The sequence below is a fragment of the Algivirga pacifica genome, from assembly GCF_039543525.1.
Lineage (GTDB): Bacteria > Bacteroidota > Bacteroidia > Cytophagales > Flammeovirgaceae > Algivirga > Algivirga pacifica.
Window position 1 is genome coordinate 39,456 of record NZ_BAABJX010000015.1, and the last position, 18,054, is coordinate 57,509.

Below are 18,054 nucleotides of genomic sequence, written 5' to 3' on the forward strand. Positions count from 1 at the left end.
TTGTTATAAGATAGTGTCATATTGACATTTACAATATTCCTAAAAGAATAGGGGGCGTTCGTGTCAGTTCTTGAAAAGGAAGGGATAGTATCGATCTATTAAGCGTTATTTTTTTGATTGATACTATTAAGTGGTTGTTTATTAATACCTTATATGGTTATCAATAATTAGGGTAATTCATGAAGTGAGACGTATATTTTCTTATTTAAGTGTTGATGATACGTTAATGTATGATTTATAAGTGTCGATGATACGTAATAGGGTAGTCGATTGAAAAAGGTTTGCGGGCGCCCGATAACCGATCTTTGAACTAAAAAAATAGTTGAAAATATTTTTAAACTAAATTCTTAGTTCTATATTGCAGCATCTCAAAAATTAAAAACGATAGCGCCATGAAAAAACTGACGACAGCCGAGGAGCAAGTGATGCAAGTGTTGTGGAAGCTGGAGAAAGCTTTTGTAAAGGAGGTGATAGAGGAACTAGAGGAGCCGAAGCCTGCTTACAATACCGTCTCTACCATTATCCGAATTCTGGAGCAAAAAGGTTTTGTGGGGTATGAAACGGTAGGACGTTCCCATAAATACCATCCTTTGATCGACAAGGATACCTATAGCAATCAATTCTTGAAGAACTTTATAGGCAGCTACTTTAGTGGTTCCTTCGAGAAGATGCTTTCCTTTTTCATGGAGAAAAATGACATCGACCTCAAAGAAATGGAGGAGTTGATGAAAAACAATAAATAGACAGTGAGGAATGAACAGTGAGCAGTGAGCAGTAGTTTTAACTTTTCACTGTCTACTGTTCATTGTTCACTGCTAACTGCTAACTGTTCACTGTTATGTTGTACTTATTAAAAGCAACCCTACTAACGGGCTTGTGCCTGATCCCTTATACTCTTTTTTTTAGAAAGGAGACGTTTTTTCAACGCAATCGTTACTATCTATTGTGTACTGTTTTATTGAGCCTGGTGGCTCCTTTATTAGATTTCTCTGGACTCTTGACAGAACAACAGGGCTTGACGGAACGTATCAATTGGGAACGATGGCAAACAATGTTGCTGGCCCCTATGGAAATGGGAGCAGAAGAAGCCGAAAGCAATAGGTTAGGGATTGTGCTATGGGGAGCGTATGGATTGGGAGTAATGGTAAGTCTGTGGATATTCCTTCAAAGAATAGTAGGTGTCTTCCGTTATGTGTTAGGTGAAAAGGTAGAATGGCAAGAAGGCATAGGGGTGATTCATACCGAAGGGAAGGTTCCGACTTCTTCTTTTGGACCGTATCTCTTTTGGGATAATACAGCCTCTCTGAGTACTGAGGAAGCCGACAAGATTTATCGACATGAGCGCAAGCATATCAAAGATGGACATACCTATGATTTGCTTTTGGTAGCGTTGGTGCATTGCGTTTTTTGGTTTAATCCTATGCTCTATTTCCTTAAAAAAGAACTAAGAACTATTCATGAATATATAGCAGACCGTGAAGTGGTGAAGCGAGAGGATATGGACTCCTATCGCCAACTGCTGATCCGAAGCCTGTTCGACAGTCTGGGCCTGACTGTTGCGCACACATTTAATCAATCTCAAACTCAAAATCGTTTAAACATGATGAAAAAAGAAAGAACTGCTTTCGTGGCGAATTGGAAAATGTTGTTAGTATTGCCGGTATTGATTGGAGCCATGTTGATAAATGCTTGTACTTCCGATACTTTAGAGTCAGTAGAGGATGACACTGTTTATGATGTGGTAGATAATGGATATGAATCGGTACCTGAAGGGGGCTTACAAGTTTTCTATAAGGCTATTGGAGAAACCATGAAATATCCAGAACAAGCAAAGAAAGAAGGTATAGAAGGAAAAGTATATATAGGCTTCGTGGTGGAAAAAGATGGATCTCTTTCTAACTTTAAGGTACTTAGAGGAATCGGAGCAGGCTGTGATGATGAATCTATAAGAACATTGAAAGCGGTCAATATGAAGTGGAAACCGGGTACGGTAGATGGAGAAGTGGTACGGAGTAGAAGAGTTTTACCTATTGCCTTTAAGTTACAATAACGTTTAGAGCCCTTGAGTTTGAGAAGGTAGCCGTGGAGAACAGACACGGTTATTTTTTCAGGCTTGTTAACTAATTTTTTAGTTGATTTAGGTTAGGGGATAATTGATAATTGGGGTTGGATATTTAAGTGTCATAAATATTCCCCCTCAACTCCGCCTAGGGTTAATTAAGGTTGAATAAATAACCAACACACTTCTTACGCAAAGAGATGGGTTGATTAAGTTTGAATAATTAACCGACACACTTCTTACGCGAAGAGATGGGTTGAAACCCACCTCTATGTGATGTCATCCCTTCGGGATTATACCTTAAAACCCTGAAAGGGTGGCATCACATAGGGGCGGATTTCAATCCGTCACTATACGAAATATGACGGATAAATATTCAACCTTAATTATCCCATCATTATACGAAACATGGCGGTTACTGATTGAACTTCACCTTCTATTATTTTTCTTCAAGTTATTTTATTCATTCACTGCTATATTCTCTCACTCTCCTTCCTTATACTGTATCCTCACTTAAAGCTGTTATAATTATGCCACAATCCCTCGTCAAAAACTATATCCATTTGGTTTTTAGTACTAAACATAGAGAGGCTCTGATACTTCCTGAGTTTGAAGTAGAAATATACGATTATCTAGGAGGGCTGTGTAATCAATTTGATAGTCCAGTATTGAAGGTGGGAGGGTACGTAGATCATATCCATATTTTGTGCAACCTATCCAAAAATATTAAAATGGCTGATTTGGCAAGACTTGTCAAAGGGAATTCTTCCAAATGGATTAAGTCGCTGGGACCTAAATTTGAATACTTCTACTGGCAAGAGGGGTATGGGGCTTTTTCTGTCACACCTTATGATGCCGATAAGGTAGTTCGATATATTGAAAATCAAAAATCTCATCATGAAGGGGTGACTTTTCAGGATGAGTTTCGCCGTATACTTCGAAAATATGAGGTGAAATATGATGAACGGTATATTTGGGATTAAATCATTAGGATGAATCAGATTAATGATGGCTTGATTAAGAATAATTAATCGACAGACTTCTTACGAGAAGAGATGGGTTGAAGACTTACCGTTCCTACCCACCTCTATGTGATGCCACCCCTTCGGGGTTATTTATCAAAACCCTGAAAGGGTGACATCACATAGGGGCGGATTTCAATCCGTCACTATACGGAACATGACGATTATTTATTCCAATTTAATCACCCCATCCCTATCCAGAACATAACACTTAAATACCCAATCTCAATTTATCCTCCCAATTGAACTTGCGATTAAGCCCCAAACAACCCTACCTTCACAAAAAAATAAACTAAACGAACCATGAACATCAATACCAGCATTACCTTGCCCAACGGCCTGACGTTGAAAAACCGTATCGTAAAAGCAGCGATGACCGAGCGCCTAAGCAATTCGGATTATGGCCCTAATGAAAAACATCTGCAACTGTACCGCACCTGGTCTGAGGGGGGAGCAGGATTGATGATCACAGGGAATGTGATGGTGGATCATCGCTATATGGAGTCGGCAGGAAATGTGGCCATAGAAGATGAGCGTCATTTGGAGGTTCTAAAGCAGTGGGCAGCAATAGGACAGGAGAAAGGACAGCACATCTGGCCACAGTTGAACCACTCCGGAAGGCAGACGAGTATCTTGGTGAACAGAAAACCAGTATCGGCTTCGGATGTGCATCTAAAGAAATTAGGCTTGTTTGCCAAGCCCCGACCAATGAGTCTCCAGGAAGTGGAGGAGCTGGTGAAGCGTTTTGGGACAACAGCCAAGGTTTGTCAAAAAGCAGGGTTCACGGGTGTACAGATTCATGCTGCTCATGGGTACTTGCTCAGTCAGTTCTTGAGTCCTTTGACGAACCAAAGAACCGATCGCTACGGAGGAACCCTGGAGAATAGGGCAAGGTTGCTACTAGAGGTGATTCGGGAGGTACGCCAAGCTTGTGGTCCCGCATTTGGGATTTCTGTAAAGATCAATTCAGCAGATTTTCAACGAGGAGGCTTTACGGAAGAAGAATCTCTACAAGTGATTCAGATGCTGAACCAGGAAGGCGTTGACCTGCTGGAGGTATCAGGAGGGACGTATGAGCGAGTCGCTTTCTTTGAGGAAGGTCTACGCACTTCTACCTTGCAGCGAGAGGCATTCTTCCTTGAGTTTGCAAAAAAGGCAAAAGCCATTGCTAGCATGCCCTTAATGTTGACGGGAGGTTTCCGTACCCTTGCTTTTGCCAATAAGGTACTGTCAGAAGGAGAGGTAGATGTCATAGGAGTGGCAAGACCTTATTTGTTGTATGAAAACTTTCCCAAGAAATGGCTTCAGGGTAAAGAAGAGGAAGCGCAAACAGAAAATACAAAGGTGGCTTTTTCAGCCTTGCAGGATAACGCCATCGCAGGCTATTATAATAAGCAAATAGAACTGCTCTCCAAGGGGAAACCATTAAACCTCCGCTACTCTCCTCTAAGAGCTGCTTTTCATTTAATAAAGCATGAGTTGGTGAAGGGGATGAGGAAAAAATAGTAGGATATCATTAGCACAGAGCATCACTACCATAGGACATCGCTAGCATAGGGGGGGATTAGCATAAGGGGTCACTAGCACAGGGCACCGCTAGCACAGGGCACCGCCCTGTGTAAAGTGGTTACTGGTCAAGGAGTTCAGATTTTATCGGCATCTGCCGTACCCAAAAGGCAGTGAAGTATCACAGTTGACTCCCAAATATTATTTTGTAATAATTCAAGTTGTGATTAAATTAAAAGAAGAATTGATGAAGGGGGTATAAAAGCAATGTTTTTGTATTTCCAATTATTTCAGGGTAAAGGCCATTAGTGGCTTTTATTAAATTGTTGTTGTGTTTCACGAAACAATAGAAAGAATGCAAAATAAATATATCTGGATAGTAATTGAATTCGCTACAATCATTGGTGGGACTTTTATAACCGTGTTAAACGGGATGGATTCAAGGTCAACTAACCTTGATACAGCTTTTGGCGCAAGTCTAATAGTGCTAGGAATAATGATTAGACTCTGGAGAAGGGAGTTTTTGAATTCTAAAAAAATATAGTAATTCCTTTTTTGGAGACTAATGTCAGTTGAAGAATCAATCAATTTAGATATAAAAAAAGCGAAAACAGAACACAGTGTAAAAATGCATTGAAAAGCATTTTACACTAAAAGTTGTAGTGTATTAAATAATAGGTAATGAAACAGGTAATATTTGTGATCAGCTTTTTACTATTTAAAAGTTACTCTGTGATAGGGCAAATAAATCAGGAGATTTATAATAGCCAGAAGCTGTCAATAAGAGAGTCCCCTTTTTCCTCTGCTCAAACAATGTATGCTAAGTTGGAAATGCAGAAAAAATATAGGGTTCAGTATGAAAGTGAATTGCAAAAAATAATTACGTCTAACCCAAGTGATACAATTATTTTAGTTGAAAAATACGATGAAACCTGTATAGATTGCCCTGCTGATGACATTCAAATTTTTGTCAAAAATAAGTTGATCTCATATCAAAAAGATGTTTCTCAGAAACGCTATACCAAAGCATATGAGATTTTAACTAAAAATTTAATGGATTCTACAGGTTACTATCACTTAGATATTATTGTATTAAAAAAAGAAATAAGTGAAGGGAGTGAGTGGAATACAAATCCTAAGAAATACGGAAGTGATGATTGTTTTGGTGGTGATAAAATTATCTATACTGTCTTATATCCTAAGAGAAAAACAGAATCAATGTATATAAAGTGTTGGGAATTAGATTTAACTCAAAATTAAAAACACTCCACAACACTAGTTATTGTTAACTCCTTGTAAACACGCCAACGTAACTGATGATAGCTGCAGCGTTATGCTCAAAAAAAAAATTAAAGACAAAGAATGAAACAACACAATTATCTTATTCTATTAGTATTAATATTTCTGTATTCAGGCTGTACAAAAGAAAAAATAAATCCTTCTACTAATGAAATGATACAAAACGATAAAGGTTGGTATTCCTATCAATACAAAAGACATGATCTCGGAGAGGAAGCTGAGTTTAAATCGGGTAGCCCATATATCATACTTGGTGCATATGGAAGTGGGTTTAAAATAAAGGAAGATGGGACATGCCATATCAGTTATTCAGATGGAAATAATCATATAGAAGAAGACTTAGTAACCAGAAATTGGGAAATGAATGGGAATAATGAAATATTATTTATCAGTCAAACCTCTGAAGATATTAAAGCAACAATTGTAGAAATAACAAATGAAACCTTATGGATTCAATATGAGCAATCAGGAGATAACTGGGAATACAAATTGAGAAGAATAGAATAAACGGCAGTGTATCAGTCGTAAGGCTGGTGTTCTAAATTGTAGTGCCAGACGAAAAATCTAAAAGCATCCCAATGTATTTTAATTACTTTGGAAAATGAGAGGCTCTTTCGAACAAGTCTACTACATCGATGCCTGACGGTACAAAACAATCTTTCAATTCTTTGTGTCAATTATTTTCCTACATAATGAAGCGACTCAGGAATTGTATTCTGATAAGAAGGGAGGTTGTCTGTAGAGAAATCACATAGAGGTGGGTAGGGATGGTAAGTCTTCATCCATCTCTTCACGTAAGAAGTATGTCGGTTAATTATTCAACTTTAATATCCTTAGTAGTGGGCTTCTAACCCATCGTCTACGAAGAAATAGTGTTGATGTTTTCTGAAGATGGGATCACTAGTACAGGGTATCGCTAGACCGCTCTGCGTAACATAAGTAGCGAATATTGCTCAAGGAGTTCAGATTTTATCGGTACCAACAGTATCCAAAAGATAGCGAAGTATCACAGTTGACTCCCAAATATTATTTTGTAATAATTCAAGTTGTTATTAAATTAAAAGAAGAATTGATGAAATGGGTATAAAAGCAATGTTCTTTTATTTCCAATTATTTCAGGGTAAAGGCCATTAGTGGCTTTTATTAGAGCTTGTTTGGAATCCAGATTTTGAGAATAAAACTTCTATAAATTGACTGATAAAGTTCTGATTTGAGCCTAATAGTGGTTCTATTTGGGGATAATCAGGACTTTATCAGTCAAAATTAGAGGAATTTTATTCCAAAAGATGTGGTTCTAAACAAGCTCTTAAATTGTTGGCGGTCATTAAAATCAATTAAACACTCTATGAAGAAAATGAAAATATTATGGAGAGTACTGTTAGCAATAGCTTTGAGTTCGTGTACAAATAGTAATACGAATGAGAAATACGATTCTACGACCTTCTTTTTAACAGATAATTACAAAGTTGTAAAGGTTGATGAAGGTTTAAAAATGGCCTATCTAGATTTAAATCCTACAGGAGAAAAAATCATATTACTTTTACATGGAGAACCGAATTATTCATTGGTATATCGTAATATCGCTCCAAATTTATGCAAAAAGGGTTATCGTGTTATTGTTCCAGATTTAATAGGTTTTGGAAACTCATCTAAACCTCAAAATTTTAATTTAATTACCTACTCGAACCACACTAAATGGCTCACTGAGTTTATAAGCAAATTAGGACTTAAAAACATCCATCTTTTTGCTCATGACTGGGGCGCTATGATTTCATTGCGGATAATTGCAGAAAAGCCACAACTATTTGATAAAGTGGCAATCTCATATGGCTTTTTATTTGATGGGACAGAGAAACTGCCTGAAAGTTTCCTTGGATTTAGACAATATGCTAAATCGGATAGTAGCTTTTCTGCTGGTAATATTATGGATTGGGGTACTTATTCAAAAATCCCTGATTCAATCAAAAAAAAGTATGATGAACCTTTTAAAAATCCGTCAGATAATTATGCAGTAAGAAAATTCCCTTGGCTAATACCTGATAACCCAAATGACAAAGAAGGCCTTATAAATAAAAGACTTACAAGAAAGTTAAGAACTTATGAAAAACCATTTATAACAATTTGGGGTAATCACGAAGATTCACTTTGGGAAGGAAAGGATTCGTTACTCCAAAACCTTATTCCTGGTGCCAATAAGCAAGAACATTTTATCTTAGAATCAAATCATTTTATTCAAGAGGATCAACCACAGAGACTTACAAATATTTTACTAAACTTTTTTAATAAAAAATAAGGTATGAAGTAAAGAAAAAGTCTATTGCTAATTGTATCCAAGTATTAAAAACACACCCTTATTGAAGCTACGGGAGTTTCTATAGGGAAAATAGAAAGACTCTAAAAACACACACAACATTAGCTAAAAGTATTGAAATACTTTTTAATATCAACGTTATGTCTATCCAACAAAATCAACTAAGGAATTAAAAATATGAGTCAATATGCTCGATTCGGACAGCGGTTAGCTAGTCACGTAGGAGATTTAATTATCGTCAATTTAATTTTACTCCCAACAATAGTAATTGTCAATATGCGTGACCTCAACTTCAATTATAGCCTTATACAACTCATAGTATGGTGTGCTTACTCAACGTACTTTAACGCTTCAGACGAAAGAGGTACATATGGGAAGAAATTGATGGGGTTAAAAGTAGAACATTTAGATGGTACAAAATTGACTTATCTCGAATCCTTTGTCAGGTTTATTTTGGGCTTTGCAGTGTTTGGCTTTCTAGTGGGAATTATACCTATCCTTTTCACTAATAAAAAACAAGGTTTTCATGATCTGATACTGAGCTCAGTCGTAAGAGTAAAAGCTAATCAATAATTCATTCATATAAAGAAACATAACATTAGCTATCATCAATTCCCTACGAAAACACTAATGCAACTTATGATAGCCATGGCGTTATCCTTATTATAAACCACTAATAACCAATATGGATTTTTAGTTTAACGTATGCATTTAGTTATATTGAAATTCAAAATAAAATAATGAAATATTACATCTACTTATCACTACTTGTCGGATCGATTTTAGTGGTAAATCAACATACAATTGCACAAGCAAGTGACTCCCAAACAGAGCAATTTCAAAATCGAATAGTGGATTCCATATTTTCTGAAACTTTAAATGAAAGCCGTGACTTTTGGGTAAGATTACCAGATAATTACAAGCCAGGTAATGATGAAAAATATGCTGTGATTTATCTAATGGATGGATTTTCACTAGAAAGTACTTTGGAAGCTGTTTATAGCAACTATTGGGGGCATTACCTACCACATATGATACTTGTTGGGATTTCTAATCGCAGTAACCGAACAAGAGATTTAACTACTTCGCAGGTAAAAATGAGACGTGGTAGTGCAATGGACAGTGAAACTGGAGGTGCAGAAACCTTTACTAAATTTATGGAGGAGGAACTCATCCCATACATTGATAGTAAGTATCCAACCATGGCTTATCGTACCTTAATTGGGCACTCTTATGCCGGTTTGTTTACTATAAATATGTTGGTTAATCATAAACATCTCTTTCAAAACTATATAGCCATAGATCCAAGTTTAGATTGGGACGACCAAAAACTATTGAAGGAGGCAAAAGAAAAGCTGAGTAAAGAAAGTTATGAAGGCAAATCCCTTTATGTGTCTTTGGCAGCAGAGCAGCTACATATGTGGAATGAAGAAATAACCATGGAGAATATTATGGATGACTCTTCAGAATTTACTTTGTTTGCGCGTTCAATCATTGAGTTTTCAAATTATGCTAAATCTCAAAAACAGAATGGATTAAATTTTTCATGGAAGGTTTATCATGAAGATTTACATGGTACAGTTCCGTTGCCATCAATAAGAGATGGGCTGATATTTCTTTTTGAATGGTATCAGTTTAAATCTCCGCAAAAATATAATAATCCAGAGACCCCTTTAGAAGAATTGGTTTCGCTCTTGAAGAAGCAGGAACAAATCTATACCGAACAATTTGGTGTTCCCACTGCACCCATGATAGACGAAATGTTAAATGGCTATGGCTACATGAATATGCAAATGGGACAACCTGAGAAGGCGTTCATGTTTTTTGAAATGAATATTAAGTATAATCCAACAAGTGCAAATGCTTATGATTCGATGGCTGAGTATTATGAATCTCAAAACGACAAAGAGAATGCCTTAAAATACTTAAACAAGGCCTACGAAATAAGTGGTGACGATTACTATAAAGAAAGAATTGAAGCACTAAATAAAAAATAATCAAAGGCTAACCATGTGTCATACGTAATGGCGGGCAAAGTAGGGATTTTAGGGTTCGTGGCTCGTATCAATACTATCTCGGTTTAATAGTGACGAACTCCAAAATTTGCCTCTACACATATACTCAACGTTACACTCAATTTACAAAACTTGAAAAAGCTACTCATAATCATACCAATTTGTATTTTCTCAATTCTTGTAAACGGACAGGAGAATAAGTTTGAACTTGATTCAATCAACGGAGTTTATATCCCCAATGATTTGGAAGACTGTTTTGTACAGATAAATGCTTTTTGGAGCGACTCCACTAAGCAACAAGTGACTGAATGGACAGAAGATGAATTTGTAGGTAAGGCGCATATGGGTTTTGGTACGTGGATGCGAAACAATTGGAGACTTTGGGGTGGTTCTAGACTTTCAAAATATTTCAATGATATGGGAATCTATCATCCAGACGATATGTCAGGAATCATACTGATTTCTTATCATCGTTATCTAAATGATACTGATATACAGTTCAAGAAGCAGGTGAAGTATTATCAAGTCTATTGGAAAAAAGCCAAGAGGGAGCAAAAGAAATTTCAGAAAGAAGAATTCAAGGAGTTTAGCGTTGGTGATACCGTTGAGTTCAGCTATGATTATGAGTTTATCAGCGAAAATCAAGAAAAGGGATATATGCAAGAATCATGTGTGGCAACAGCGGTGATTAAAGCTAAGAACAAGAAACAATTACAACTTTTAGTGCAACTCTTGGATGCGTGTGACCCTGATGGTATTATTATTTCAAGCAATAATATTTATGACGAATCTGGTAAACTGATTGAAGAAGATAAACAAACGATCATGAAGACAGGTGAAGAACATTGGACAAGCTATAATCTGTGGTACTAAAATAAAAAAGTTATATTAATGGGCTGAATGCAGCCTGCCCCAATTCTAATAGCATCAACTAATGGAAATAGTAATCCGACATCTATTAATTTTAACGACCATTTTTTTGCTGAATTGTTCAAATCGAAATAATCAAGATAAATTGACAGATCAAGATTTAAATAGACTTTTTAAGAATCATCATATTCCAAGTGATTATGTGAAATTGAGGAACTTTGAATACTCATTAGCGTCACAATCTGATTACTATTCGGATGGTTTTGAACTTTTGTTTGATGAGAATGATACCATGTTGAAAAGTTATTCAACGGATAAGTCTTTTTTAGACTCATTTATCATTTTTGCTCAAGCTGATGGAACAGGTTCTTTATATGCATATTGGTTGAGTAGCAAGGAGCTGACACAAAATACGCCAATTGTAATCTTTGGTAGTGAAGGAGGAGTATACGTCGTGGCAGAAAACTTTAACGATCTATTGAAAATACTCACTTTGGATTCTGAGCCAATGGTTGACCACGATGAAGTATCATATTATAAAGATACTGCTGATTATAATCCTAGTAAGAATAGACCTGAATATCTTAATTGGCTGAAAAAAGAGTTTAAAATAGACCCAATAGAAAATACTGATGAAATAGTCTTAATTGCTCAAGAAAAATATCAAAAGGCTTTAAAAACTTGGGTAAACAAGTTTACTGAAATTTGAATGGCTATATCAAGCGACCTACAAGAAGGAGTATACAAAACCAACAATAAGTAATGCTAGAGGCTGAAGAATTTTGTCCTAAAGACAAAAAAGAATGGAGAACATGGTTGAAAATGAACCATAAGAAAAAAGATTCCGTCTGGTTGATTTTTTACAAGAAACAATCACCAAAATATAACCTGAGCTGGAGTGAATCCGTGGATCAAGCCCTTTGTTTTGGGTGGATCGATAGTACGAAAAGAGCTATAGATCAGGAGTCTTTTAAACAATACTTCAGCAAGCGAAAGCCCAAAAGTAATTGGTCAAAAGTAAACAAGGACAAAGTAGAAAACTTGATTGCCCAAGGACTAATGGAAGAAGCTGGATACAAAAGTATTGAAGTGGCCAAGGAAAATGGTTCCTGGACATTTCTGGACAGTGTCGAAAACTTAGAAATTCCCATAGACCTAAAACAGGCATTGGAGAGCCATAAAGGTTCAGGGGAGTTCTTTGAAAGTCTCAGTAAGTCTGATAAAAAGATATTATTATATTGGGTGATCTCCGCAAAAAGGAAAGAAACAAGACAAAAAAGGATCACTGAAATTGCAGAAAATGCAAGTAACCATTGCAAACCAAAGCAATTTAGATAGAAAAAGCCTGCAAGATTGGCTGAAGGGCTGATTACTTTTTGTACTGATAACCCCAAAAACATTGAAAAACAAACCACTCTACGTAGAAACCACCATCACCTGTAACTTGGATGAGCTGTGGGCTGCTACCCAAGATCCTTCAAGGCATCAAGAATGGGATTTGCGCTTTTCTGAAATAGACTATCTTCCCAAAGACGATCCTGCCTCACCTCAGCAGTTTCGCTATGCCACCCGTATGGGGTTCGGAATGACGGTCGAGGGAAAGGGAGAGAGTGTCGCGACCAAGACCAATAATCATGGGGTGAGTACTTCGGTACTGAAATTCTCTTCTGACAGCCTTATCTCCATTATAAAAGAAGGCTCAGGCTACTGGAAGTATATTCCTGAGGGGAAGTCGATCAGGTTTCTGACGGGCTATGACTACCAAACCCGATGGGGGATTTTGGGTAGCGCAGTGGACCGATGGATCTTCAGGCCCATGATGCGATGGGCCACTGCCTGGAGCTTTGACTGTCTAAAAAATCATATGGAGAAAGGGATTCATCCCCGTCAAGCGATCACTGCGCAGGTATCGGTGCTGCTGATTCATATTCTACTGGGAATCGTTTGGGTATATCAAGGGTTAGTGCCTAAACTGGCTTTTCCGGATACTGGAGAATTGGATATACTAAGGGCATCAGGGGTATTCCCAGGGTATGAAGAAACGGTTTTGTTGGTCGTGGGCATAGCAGAAATGGCCTTTGGTGTTGGGTTTTGGTGGACGTTTAAAAAAGGTATACATGTTTTGAATATCCTTGGGCTGACATTCTTGGCTGTTGGGGCTCTTTTTAGTGATATGATGGTCTTTGTACAGCCCTTCAATCCATTCGCATTAAATATTTCCATGATGGGCTTATCCATCATCGCTTTATTACATATTGATTCTTTACCAAAAGCATCCAATTGCATTACAAATCCAAAACAATGAACTCCATCTATCAACAAGCGTTAGGAACTGATTTTGAAAAGCTACATCCTAAAATTCAAGAACGTTTCGGTTTCAATAGTAGTGATCAAATAGCCTCTATCGGAAAAGGGATTATGCATCACGTATGGTATGGCCCAGTATATACCCTTCCTTTTCTGTATCTCGGTACCTGGCGAAATATCATGTTTCCGCAGAAGGGAAAGAATATCCCTTTCAGTATTGAGAATTTTGCTTATCAGGATACGTTCGGTAGGGAGACCGTTACGTGGATTCGTACCTATCAGTTTCCCAATCGGGAAAGACGTTTCGATGCCACTATGGTATATAGCCAGAAAAGGGGAAGAATTGTAGACTACCTGGGAACACACCAACATCTTGCAGTGGATATTGAAATGAGCGTCGCAGGGAATGGAGGGATTCGTATCCGCTCAGGGGAACAGCGATTTTATGAAGGGATGCTAGGATTTAAGTTTCCTATGCTATTTTCAGGAGAAGCAGAGGTCTGTGAATGGTATGATGATCAGGAAGGTAAGTTCAAGATCTCCGTGGTGGTAAGCAATAAGGTTTGGGGCCGTCTCTTTGGGTATGAAGGCTCCTTTGATGTGGAGTATATTTCGGTGAAGTCCAAGAGAGATATTCCTCAGAATGTATTGCCGTTGAGAGAGGAAATTAGGGAATAAAGAGAGGCTATAATGCAGATGGTTACTTAGATTTTATCATAGAGTATAACTGGCATTACAATGCCTATACACCTTTACTTTTTTTGTCTAATCCTGATGGAGAGCAATTATATCAATTGGTGGCAGAGAATGAGTTTGTTGGGTGTTAAGATTTGGCTTATTTATTAAGGTTGAATATTTAACCGTCATACTGCTAGTTCGCTTTGTTGAGTGGCACTGCGTGCCGTTGAGTGGAGCTTTGCTCCGTTGAGTAGCCCTTCGGGCTGTTGAGAAAGAGTAGTACTGCAAAATCTCAACAGCCCGAAGGGCTACTCAACGGAGCAAAGCTCCACTCAACCAGCGGCGTAAGCCGCCTCAACTGTCGGTTAATTATTCAACCTTAATTAACCCTAGGCGGAGAAGGAGAGAACTATTGTGTCGCTTAATAAAAGAAAGGATAAAGGAAAAGAAGCTATAAATTAAGTGTTTTCCTTCATCCTTCATCCTTCATCCTTCATCCTTCCCCCGATAATTACTGCAACTTCTTCAATAAAAGCTCTGCCGCAGCTTCAGAAGAGGCAGGGTTTTGTCCCGTGATTAATAGTCCATCTTCTACGGTGTAAGGAGCCCAGTCATCGCCCTTGGAGTATTCACCCCCATTGCGCTGTAGCATATCCTCTACCAGGAATGGAACCACATCTGTCAGTTGTACGGCGTCCTCTTCGGTATTGGAGAAGCCGGTCACTTTTTTTCCGTGCACTAGAGGAGCTCCATCGGTTCCTTTGGTATGTTTAAAGATTACTGGAGCATGACAAACGGCTGCCACAGGCTTGTTGCTCGCATAGAATTTCTCAATCAACCCAATAGAGTGTGGGTCTTCTGCCAAGTCCCACAATGGACCGTGTCCTCCTGGATAAAATACAGCATCGAAATCATCAGCATTTATGTGGGCCAACTTCTCTGTATTGGCTAATTTTTGTTGTAATGCTTCATCCTGATTAAAACGTTTAGTCGCTTCCGTTTGGAAATCCTCTGTCTCACTTTTAGGATCAATAGGCGGTTGCCCTCCTTCTGGAGAGACTAAGGTGATGTTTACTCCTTTATCGGCCAGGTAATAGTAAGGAGCAGCAAACTCCTCTACCCAAAAGCCGGTCTTTTCTCCTGTATTTCCTAGTTTATCGTGGCTGGTTAACACAAATAAAACGTTCATATTTCTTTGTTAAGGTTAAAGGTTATTCTAAAATCAATTCTCTCAAATAACATCAACGATTCGTTTTCTGTTTGTAAAGAACCTATAGAGTTTGATGATTTTTGTATAAGTAGAATTGATAACGTGTTATAGTATTATGATTCTGAGAGCCATAGTACGGGGTGTTGCTTGGTTGTGGGCGTATTCGAAAGTAGTTAATGGATGATAATAGCGTATTTTATGTTATGCATAGACAGATTGTTTCAACATAAAAAAGTATACGATGAAAAAGGTCTTCTTTATACTATCATTATGGTTAACAGTGATAAGTTGTCAATCCTCTAAAAAAGAGACGTCCATAAAAATAGAGCAATCAGTCACTCCCTTAGAAAAAGTAACGACCGATCAAGCTTTCTTTAATGCAGAGGGTAGAGAGGTGACTCCCGAAACCTATCCTACCGATGAAACTTCTAGACAAATGCTTAAAGTCCAAACAGCGGTCGGGGTCAATGAATTTCTTCACAAGCGTGAACTAACGCCTACCGATGAGCAACCCGTGGTGAGAATGAATCGAGATACTTATTACTCAACCGCTGTTGTTGATGTTTCTGAAGGAGCGTCAGTGACTATTCCTGAAGTTCCGGAAGGAAAGTATGTATCCGTACAGTCCGTAACAGAAGACCACCGAATTCAAGCAATGAAGTATGGGCCTGGAACATTCGATTTGGCTACTCATGTAGGGACTCATCTCTACCTTGTAATTAGGTTGGATGCCACATTAACAGAAGAAGAAGTCAAGGAGATCCAAGATCAAATGTCGATTCAGGCAAATGCTGATAAAAAATTTGAAGCAAGTCCCGTCAACGAAGAATCGTTTACAAAAGTAGAAGAAGAACTTAAAGCAAAACAACCCGGAATAGTCAAAAGGGATGGACCAAGGGCTTTGGAAGGGATGTTTACCGATCCCAATGATGCCTCCAATGAACTGTTTACAGAAGAAAAATATCAAGTGGGCGCTGCCATAGGTTGGGGCGGTGCGCAAATGAAGGATAATATCTATGAGGTATCGGGTAATTACGCTACTGATAGCTGTTATCAATTGACATTTGAGGACCCCGGAAACGAAGCATTTTGGTCTATTACAGTTTATGACAAGAATGGCTTTATGTTTAGTGACCTGGCAAATTATAGCTCGAATACCGCTCAAGCCAACGAAGACGGCACATATACTATAAGCTTTGGTTGTGGAGATGATGCTCCCAACAATTTAGCGATAGAGAACCCAACCAATTATTTTAATATTGCGATTCGTCACTATAAACCTTCCTCTAAAGTGATGGAAGAAGATTACCGCCTTCTGCCGATGATGAAATCAATAAAATAAATAGTCTTTTGGTTTACAGCTTAATTAAATGATAGCCAATATATAATTCCGTAGACAGCGATAGGATTAACCTGAAGGCTTATAGTTAAGTCCTACTTTTAAGGGGTTTAAGGAAGAAGGATAAAGGATAAAGGATAACTATCTATAGGTTTCTATTCCTTCCTCCTTCCTCCTTTATCCATTTGGATTCTCCTTTTCAGTTGTTTGAAGTCTTTTTTTACGAACACAAAGACTTTTTCTGAGGTTGTTATTATAGTAGTTAAGATTGAAGCTGTCGCATAATAAGGTTTACGGCTTATTGGTTGTTGTTAAACGATAACCAATAAGCGATAAGCGTATACAATGCCGCAGACAGCGACAGAATTAACCTTAAATAGTAGTTGCTATACTAATGAGAATACCTTATGAAAAAGCCTTTTGCTTTGCTTTCTGAGTACTTACAAATTGCCTTGGGCATCTTTTTGGCCAGTTTTGGGTTAAAGGCCTTCCTGCTTCCCAACGGATTTCTGGATGGAGGGGTGACAGGGATTGCCATCCTGTTAAGTAAACTAACTCCTTACGGCATATCTTTTTGGTTATTGATTATCAGTGTTCCCTTTCTGTTACTGGGCTGGTTTTCTATTGCCAGAAGGGTGGTGGTCAAGTCAGTTATTTCCATTGTAGCCTTAGCGATTATGATTCACTACGAGAACTTTGAGGCGATGACGGAAGATCGTTTGCTGATCTCCATTTTTGGGGGACTTTTTCTGGGGGCAGGTATTGGATTGACCATTAAGAATGGAGCTGTACTGGATGGGTCAGAGATCTTGGGGGTAGTGATCAATGATCGTTTTGGGATCAGTATCGGAAAAGTTATTCTATTGTTTAATATTATTCTCTTCTCGATTACCGCTATGGTATTCTCTAAGGAGCAGGCCATGTATTCCATTATTACCTACCTGGTGACCGGCAAGGTAGTCGATTTGATGATTGAGGGGTTTGAGGATTATATAGGGTTAATGATTTTCTCCAAGGATGTTGCAGTGCTTAAAGAGGTCATCGTTGAACGTATGGGAGCAGGGTTGACGGTTTACCAGAATGTAGAAGGGTATGGACACTCAGGAAAGAAAGAGGGACAACAGGTAATTCATACTGTCATTAACCGTATCGATATCCGAAGGCTTTCCAAGGTGATTGATGAAGTAGATGAGAAAGCTGTGGTGATTGAGTTTGATATCAATAATATCAAGGGTGGAGTATTAAGAAAATATTTAGGCTCGTAGGGACGCGCCACTGGCGCGTCCGTACGGGTACATCAAATGATGTACCATTTATATCAAAAAAAATAGGCGAAACAGCTTATTTTTAAGGAATTAATTCTAGCTTGTTGAAACAAGTTTCAGCAAGCTAGAATGCTATAAGAAAATACTCCTAAGGCCTATGTCAGGGCCTTTTT

General features: G+C 38.0%; 17 protein-coding genes and 1 pseudogene. 16 read left to right on the forward strand and 2 right to left on the reverse strand.

Annotated elements, in window-relative coordinates; all coding sequences use genetic code 11:
- Window positions 1-392: 392 nt before the first annotated feature.
- The 6 genes from ABD985_RS03505 to ABD985_RS03530 all read left to right on the forward strand — a co-directional run bounded on the left by ABD985_RS03505 (window position 393) and on the right by ABD985_RS03530 (window position 6,393).
- Complete coding sequence (locus tag ABD985_RS03505; RefSeq protein ID WP_345369238.1) at window positions 393-743, forward strand: BlaI/MecI/CopY family transcriptional regulator; 351 nt, start codon at window positions 393-395, stop codon at window positions 741-743.
- Between the two features lie 95 nt (window positions 744-838).
- The gene (locus tag ABD985_RS03510) at window positions 839-2,050 is read left to right on the forward strand and encodes a TonB family protein (protein ID WP_345369240.1); all 1,212 of its coding nucleotides are present in this window, start codon (window positions 839-841) and stop codon (window positions 2,048-2,050) included.
- Window positions 2,051-2,589: 539 nt separating this feature from the next.
- Window positions 2,590-3,042: an IS200/IS605 family transposase gene (gene tnpA, locus ABD985_RS03515; protein WP_345369242.1), complete on the forward strand. Its 453-nt coding sequence runs from the start codon at window positions 2,590-2,592 to the stop codon at window positions 3,040-3,042.
- A 342-nt stretch (window positions 3,043-3,384) separates the two neighbouring features.
- Window positions 3,385-4,587 (forward strand): NADH:flavin oxidoreductase/NADH oxidase family protein, encoded by a 1,203-nt coding sequence (locus tag ABD985_RS03520; protein WP_345369244.1) that lies wholly within the window; start codon window positions 3,385-3,387, stop codon window positions 4,585-4,587.
- Window positions 4,588-5,268: 681 nt separating this feature from the next.
- Window positions 5,269-5,847 carry a hypothetical protein gene (locus ABD985_RS03525; RefSeq protein WP_345369246.1) on the forward strand — a complete coding sequence of 193 codons (579 nt, stop codon included), beginning with the start codon at window positions 5,269-5,271 and terminating at the stop codon, window positions 5,845-5,847.
- 102 nt (window positions 5,848-5,949) lie between these two features.
- Window positions 5,950-6,393: a hypothetical protein gene (locus tag ABD985_RS03530; protein ID WP_345369248.1), complete on the forward strand. Its 444-nt coding sequence runs from the start codon at window positions 5,950-5,952 to the stop codon at window positions 6,391-6,393.
- Window positions 6,394-6,404: 11 nt separating this feature from the next.
- Here the strand turns inward: ABD985_RS03530 and ABD985_RS03535 are convergent.
- A pseudogene (locus tag ABD985_RS03535) lies at window positions 6,405-6,560 on the reverse strand (IS1 family transposase); the annotation flags it as partial.
- 671 nt (window positions 6,561-7,231) lie between these two features.
- On the opposite strand from ABD985_RS03535, the gene ABD985_RS03540 reads away from it, so the two are divergent.
- The 8 genes from ABD985_RS03540 to ABD985_RS03570 all read left to right on the forward strand — a co-directional run bounded on the left by ABD985_RS03540 (window position 7,232) and on the right by ABD985_RS03570 (window position 14,067).
- Entirely contained in the window at window positions 7,232-8,179 is a 948-nt protein-coding gene (locus ABD985_RS03540) for an alpha/beta fold hydrolase (protein ID WP_345369250.1), read from the forward strand.
- 195 nt (window positions 8,180-8,374) lie between these two features.
- Entirely contained in the window at window positions 8,375-8,770 is a 396-nt protein-coding gene (locus tag ABD985_RS21275) for an RDD family protein (protein ID WP_425550431.1), read from the forward strand.
- Between the two features lie 167 nt (window positions 8,771-8,937).
- Window positions 8,938-10,194 (forward strand): alpha/beta hydrolase-fold protein, encoded by a 1,257-nt coding sequence (locus tag ABD985_RS03545; RefSeq protein WP_345369252.1) that lies wholly within the window; start codon window positions 8,938-8,940, stop codon window positions 10,192-10,194.
- A gap of 150 nt (window positions 10,195-10,344) precedes the next feature.
- A complete protein-coding gene (locus ABD985_RS03550) occupies window positions 10,345-11,085 on the forward strand; it encodes a DUF6794 domain-containing protein (RefSeq protein ID WP_345369254.1) in 741 nt (246 codons plus the stop codon).
- Between the two features lie 61 nt (window positions 11,086-11,146).
- Window positions 11,147-11,791 (forward strand): hypothetical protein, encoded by a 645-nt coding sequence (locus tag ABD985_RS03555; protein ID WP_345369256.1) that lies wholly within the window; start codon window positions 11,147-11,149, stop codon window positions 11,789-11,791.
- A gap of 53 nt (window positions 11,792-11,844) precedes the next feature.
- Window positions 11,845-12,420, forward strand: coding sequence for a YdeI/OmpD-associated family protein (locus tag ABD985_RS03560; RefSeq protein ID WP_345369258.1), 576 nt, complete (start codon window positions 11,845-11,847; stop codon window positions 12,418-12,420).
- Window positions 12,421-12,481: 61 nt separating this feature from the next.
- On the forward strand, window positions 12,482-13,387 hold the full coding sequence (locus ABD985_RS03565; RefSeq protein WP_345369260.1) for a DoxX-like family protein: 906 nt from the start codon (window positions 12,482-12,484) through the stop codon (window positions 13,385-13,387).
- Window positions 13,384-14,067, forward strand: a complete 684-nt coding sequence (locus ABD985_RS03570) for a DUF4166 domain-containing protein (RefSeq protein ID WP_345369261.1) — start codon at window positions 13,384-13,386, stop codon at window positions 14,065-14,067. The genes ABD985_RS03565 and ABD985_RS03570 overlap by 4 nt, the downstream gene beginning before the upstream one ends.
- Before the next feature lie 511 nt (window positions 14,068-14,578).
- Here the strand turns inward: ABD985_RS03570 and ABD985_RS03575 are convergent.
- Window positions 14,579-15,256 carry a type 1 glutamine amidotransferase domain-containing protein gene (locus tag ABD985_RS03575; protein ID WP_345369263.1) on the reverse strand — a complete coding sequence of 226 codons (678 nt, stop codon included), beginning with the start codon at window positions 15,254-15,256 and terminating at the stop codon, window positions 14,579-14,581.
- 262 nt (window positions 15,257-15,518) lie between these two features.
- Between ABD985_RS03575 and ABD985_RS03580 the strand changes: the two genes are divergently transcribed.
- Both ABD985_RS03580 and ABD985_RS03585 read left to right on the forward strand, forming a co-directional pair.
- Window positions 15,519-16,619 (forward strand): DUF1254 domain-containing protein, encoded by a 1,101-nt coding sequence (locus ABD985_RS03580; protein ID WP_345369265.1) that lies wholly within the window; start codon window positions 15,519-15,521, stop codon window positions 16,617-16,619.
- A 404-nt stretch (window positions 16,620-17,023) separates the two neighbouring features.
- Complete coding sequence (locus ABD985_RS03585; protein ID WP_345369267.1) at window positions 17,024-17,881, forward strand: YitT family protein; 858 nt, start codon at window positions 17,024-17,026, stop codon at window positions 17,879-17,881.
- Window positions 17,882-18,054 lie beyond the last annotated feature (173 nt).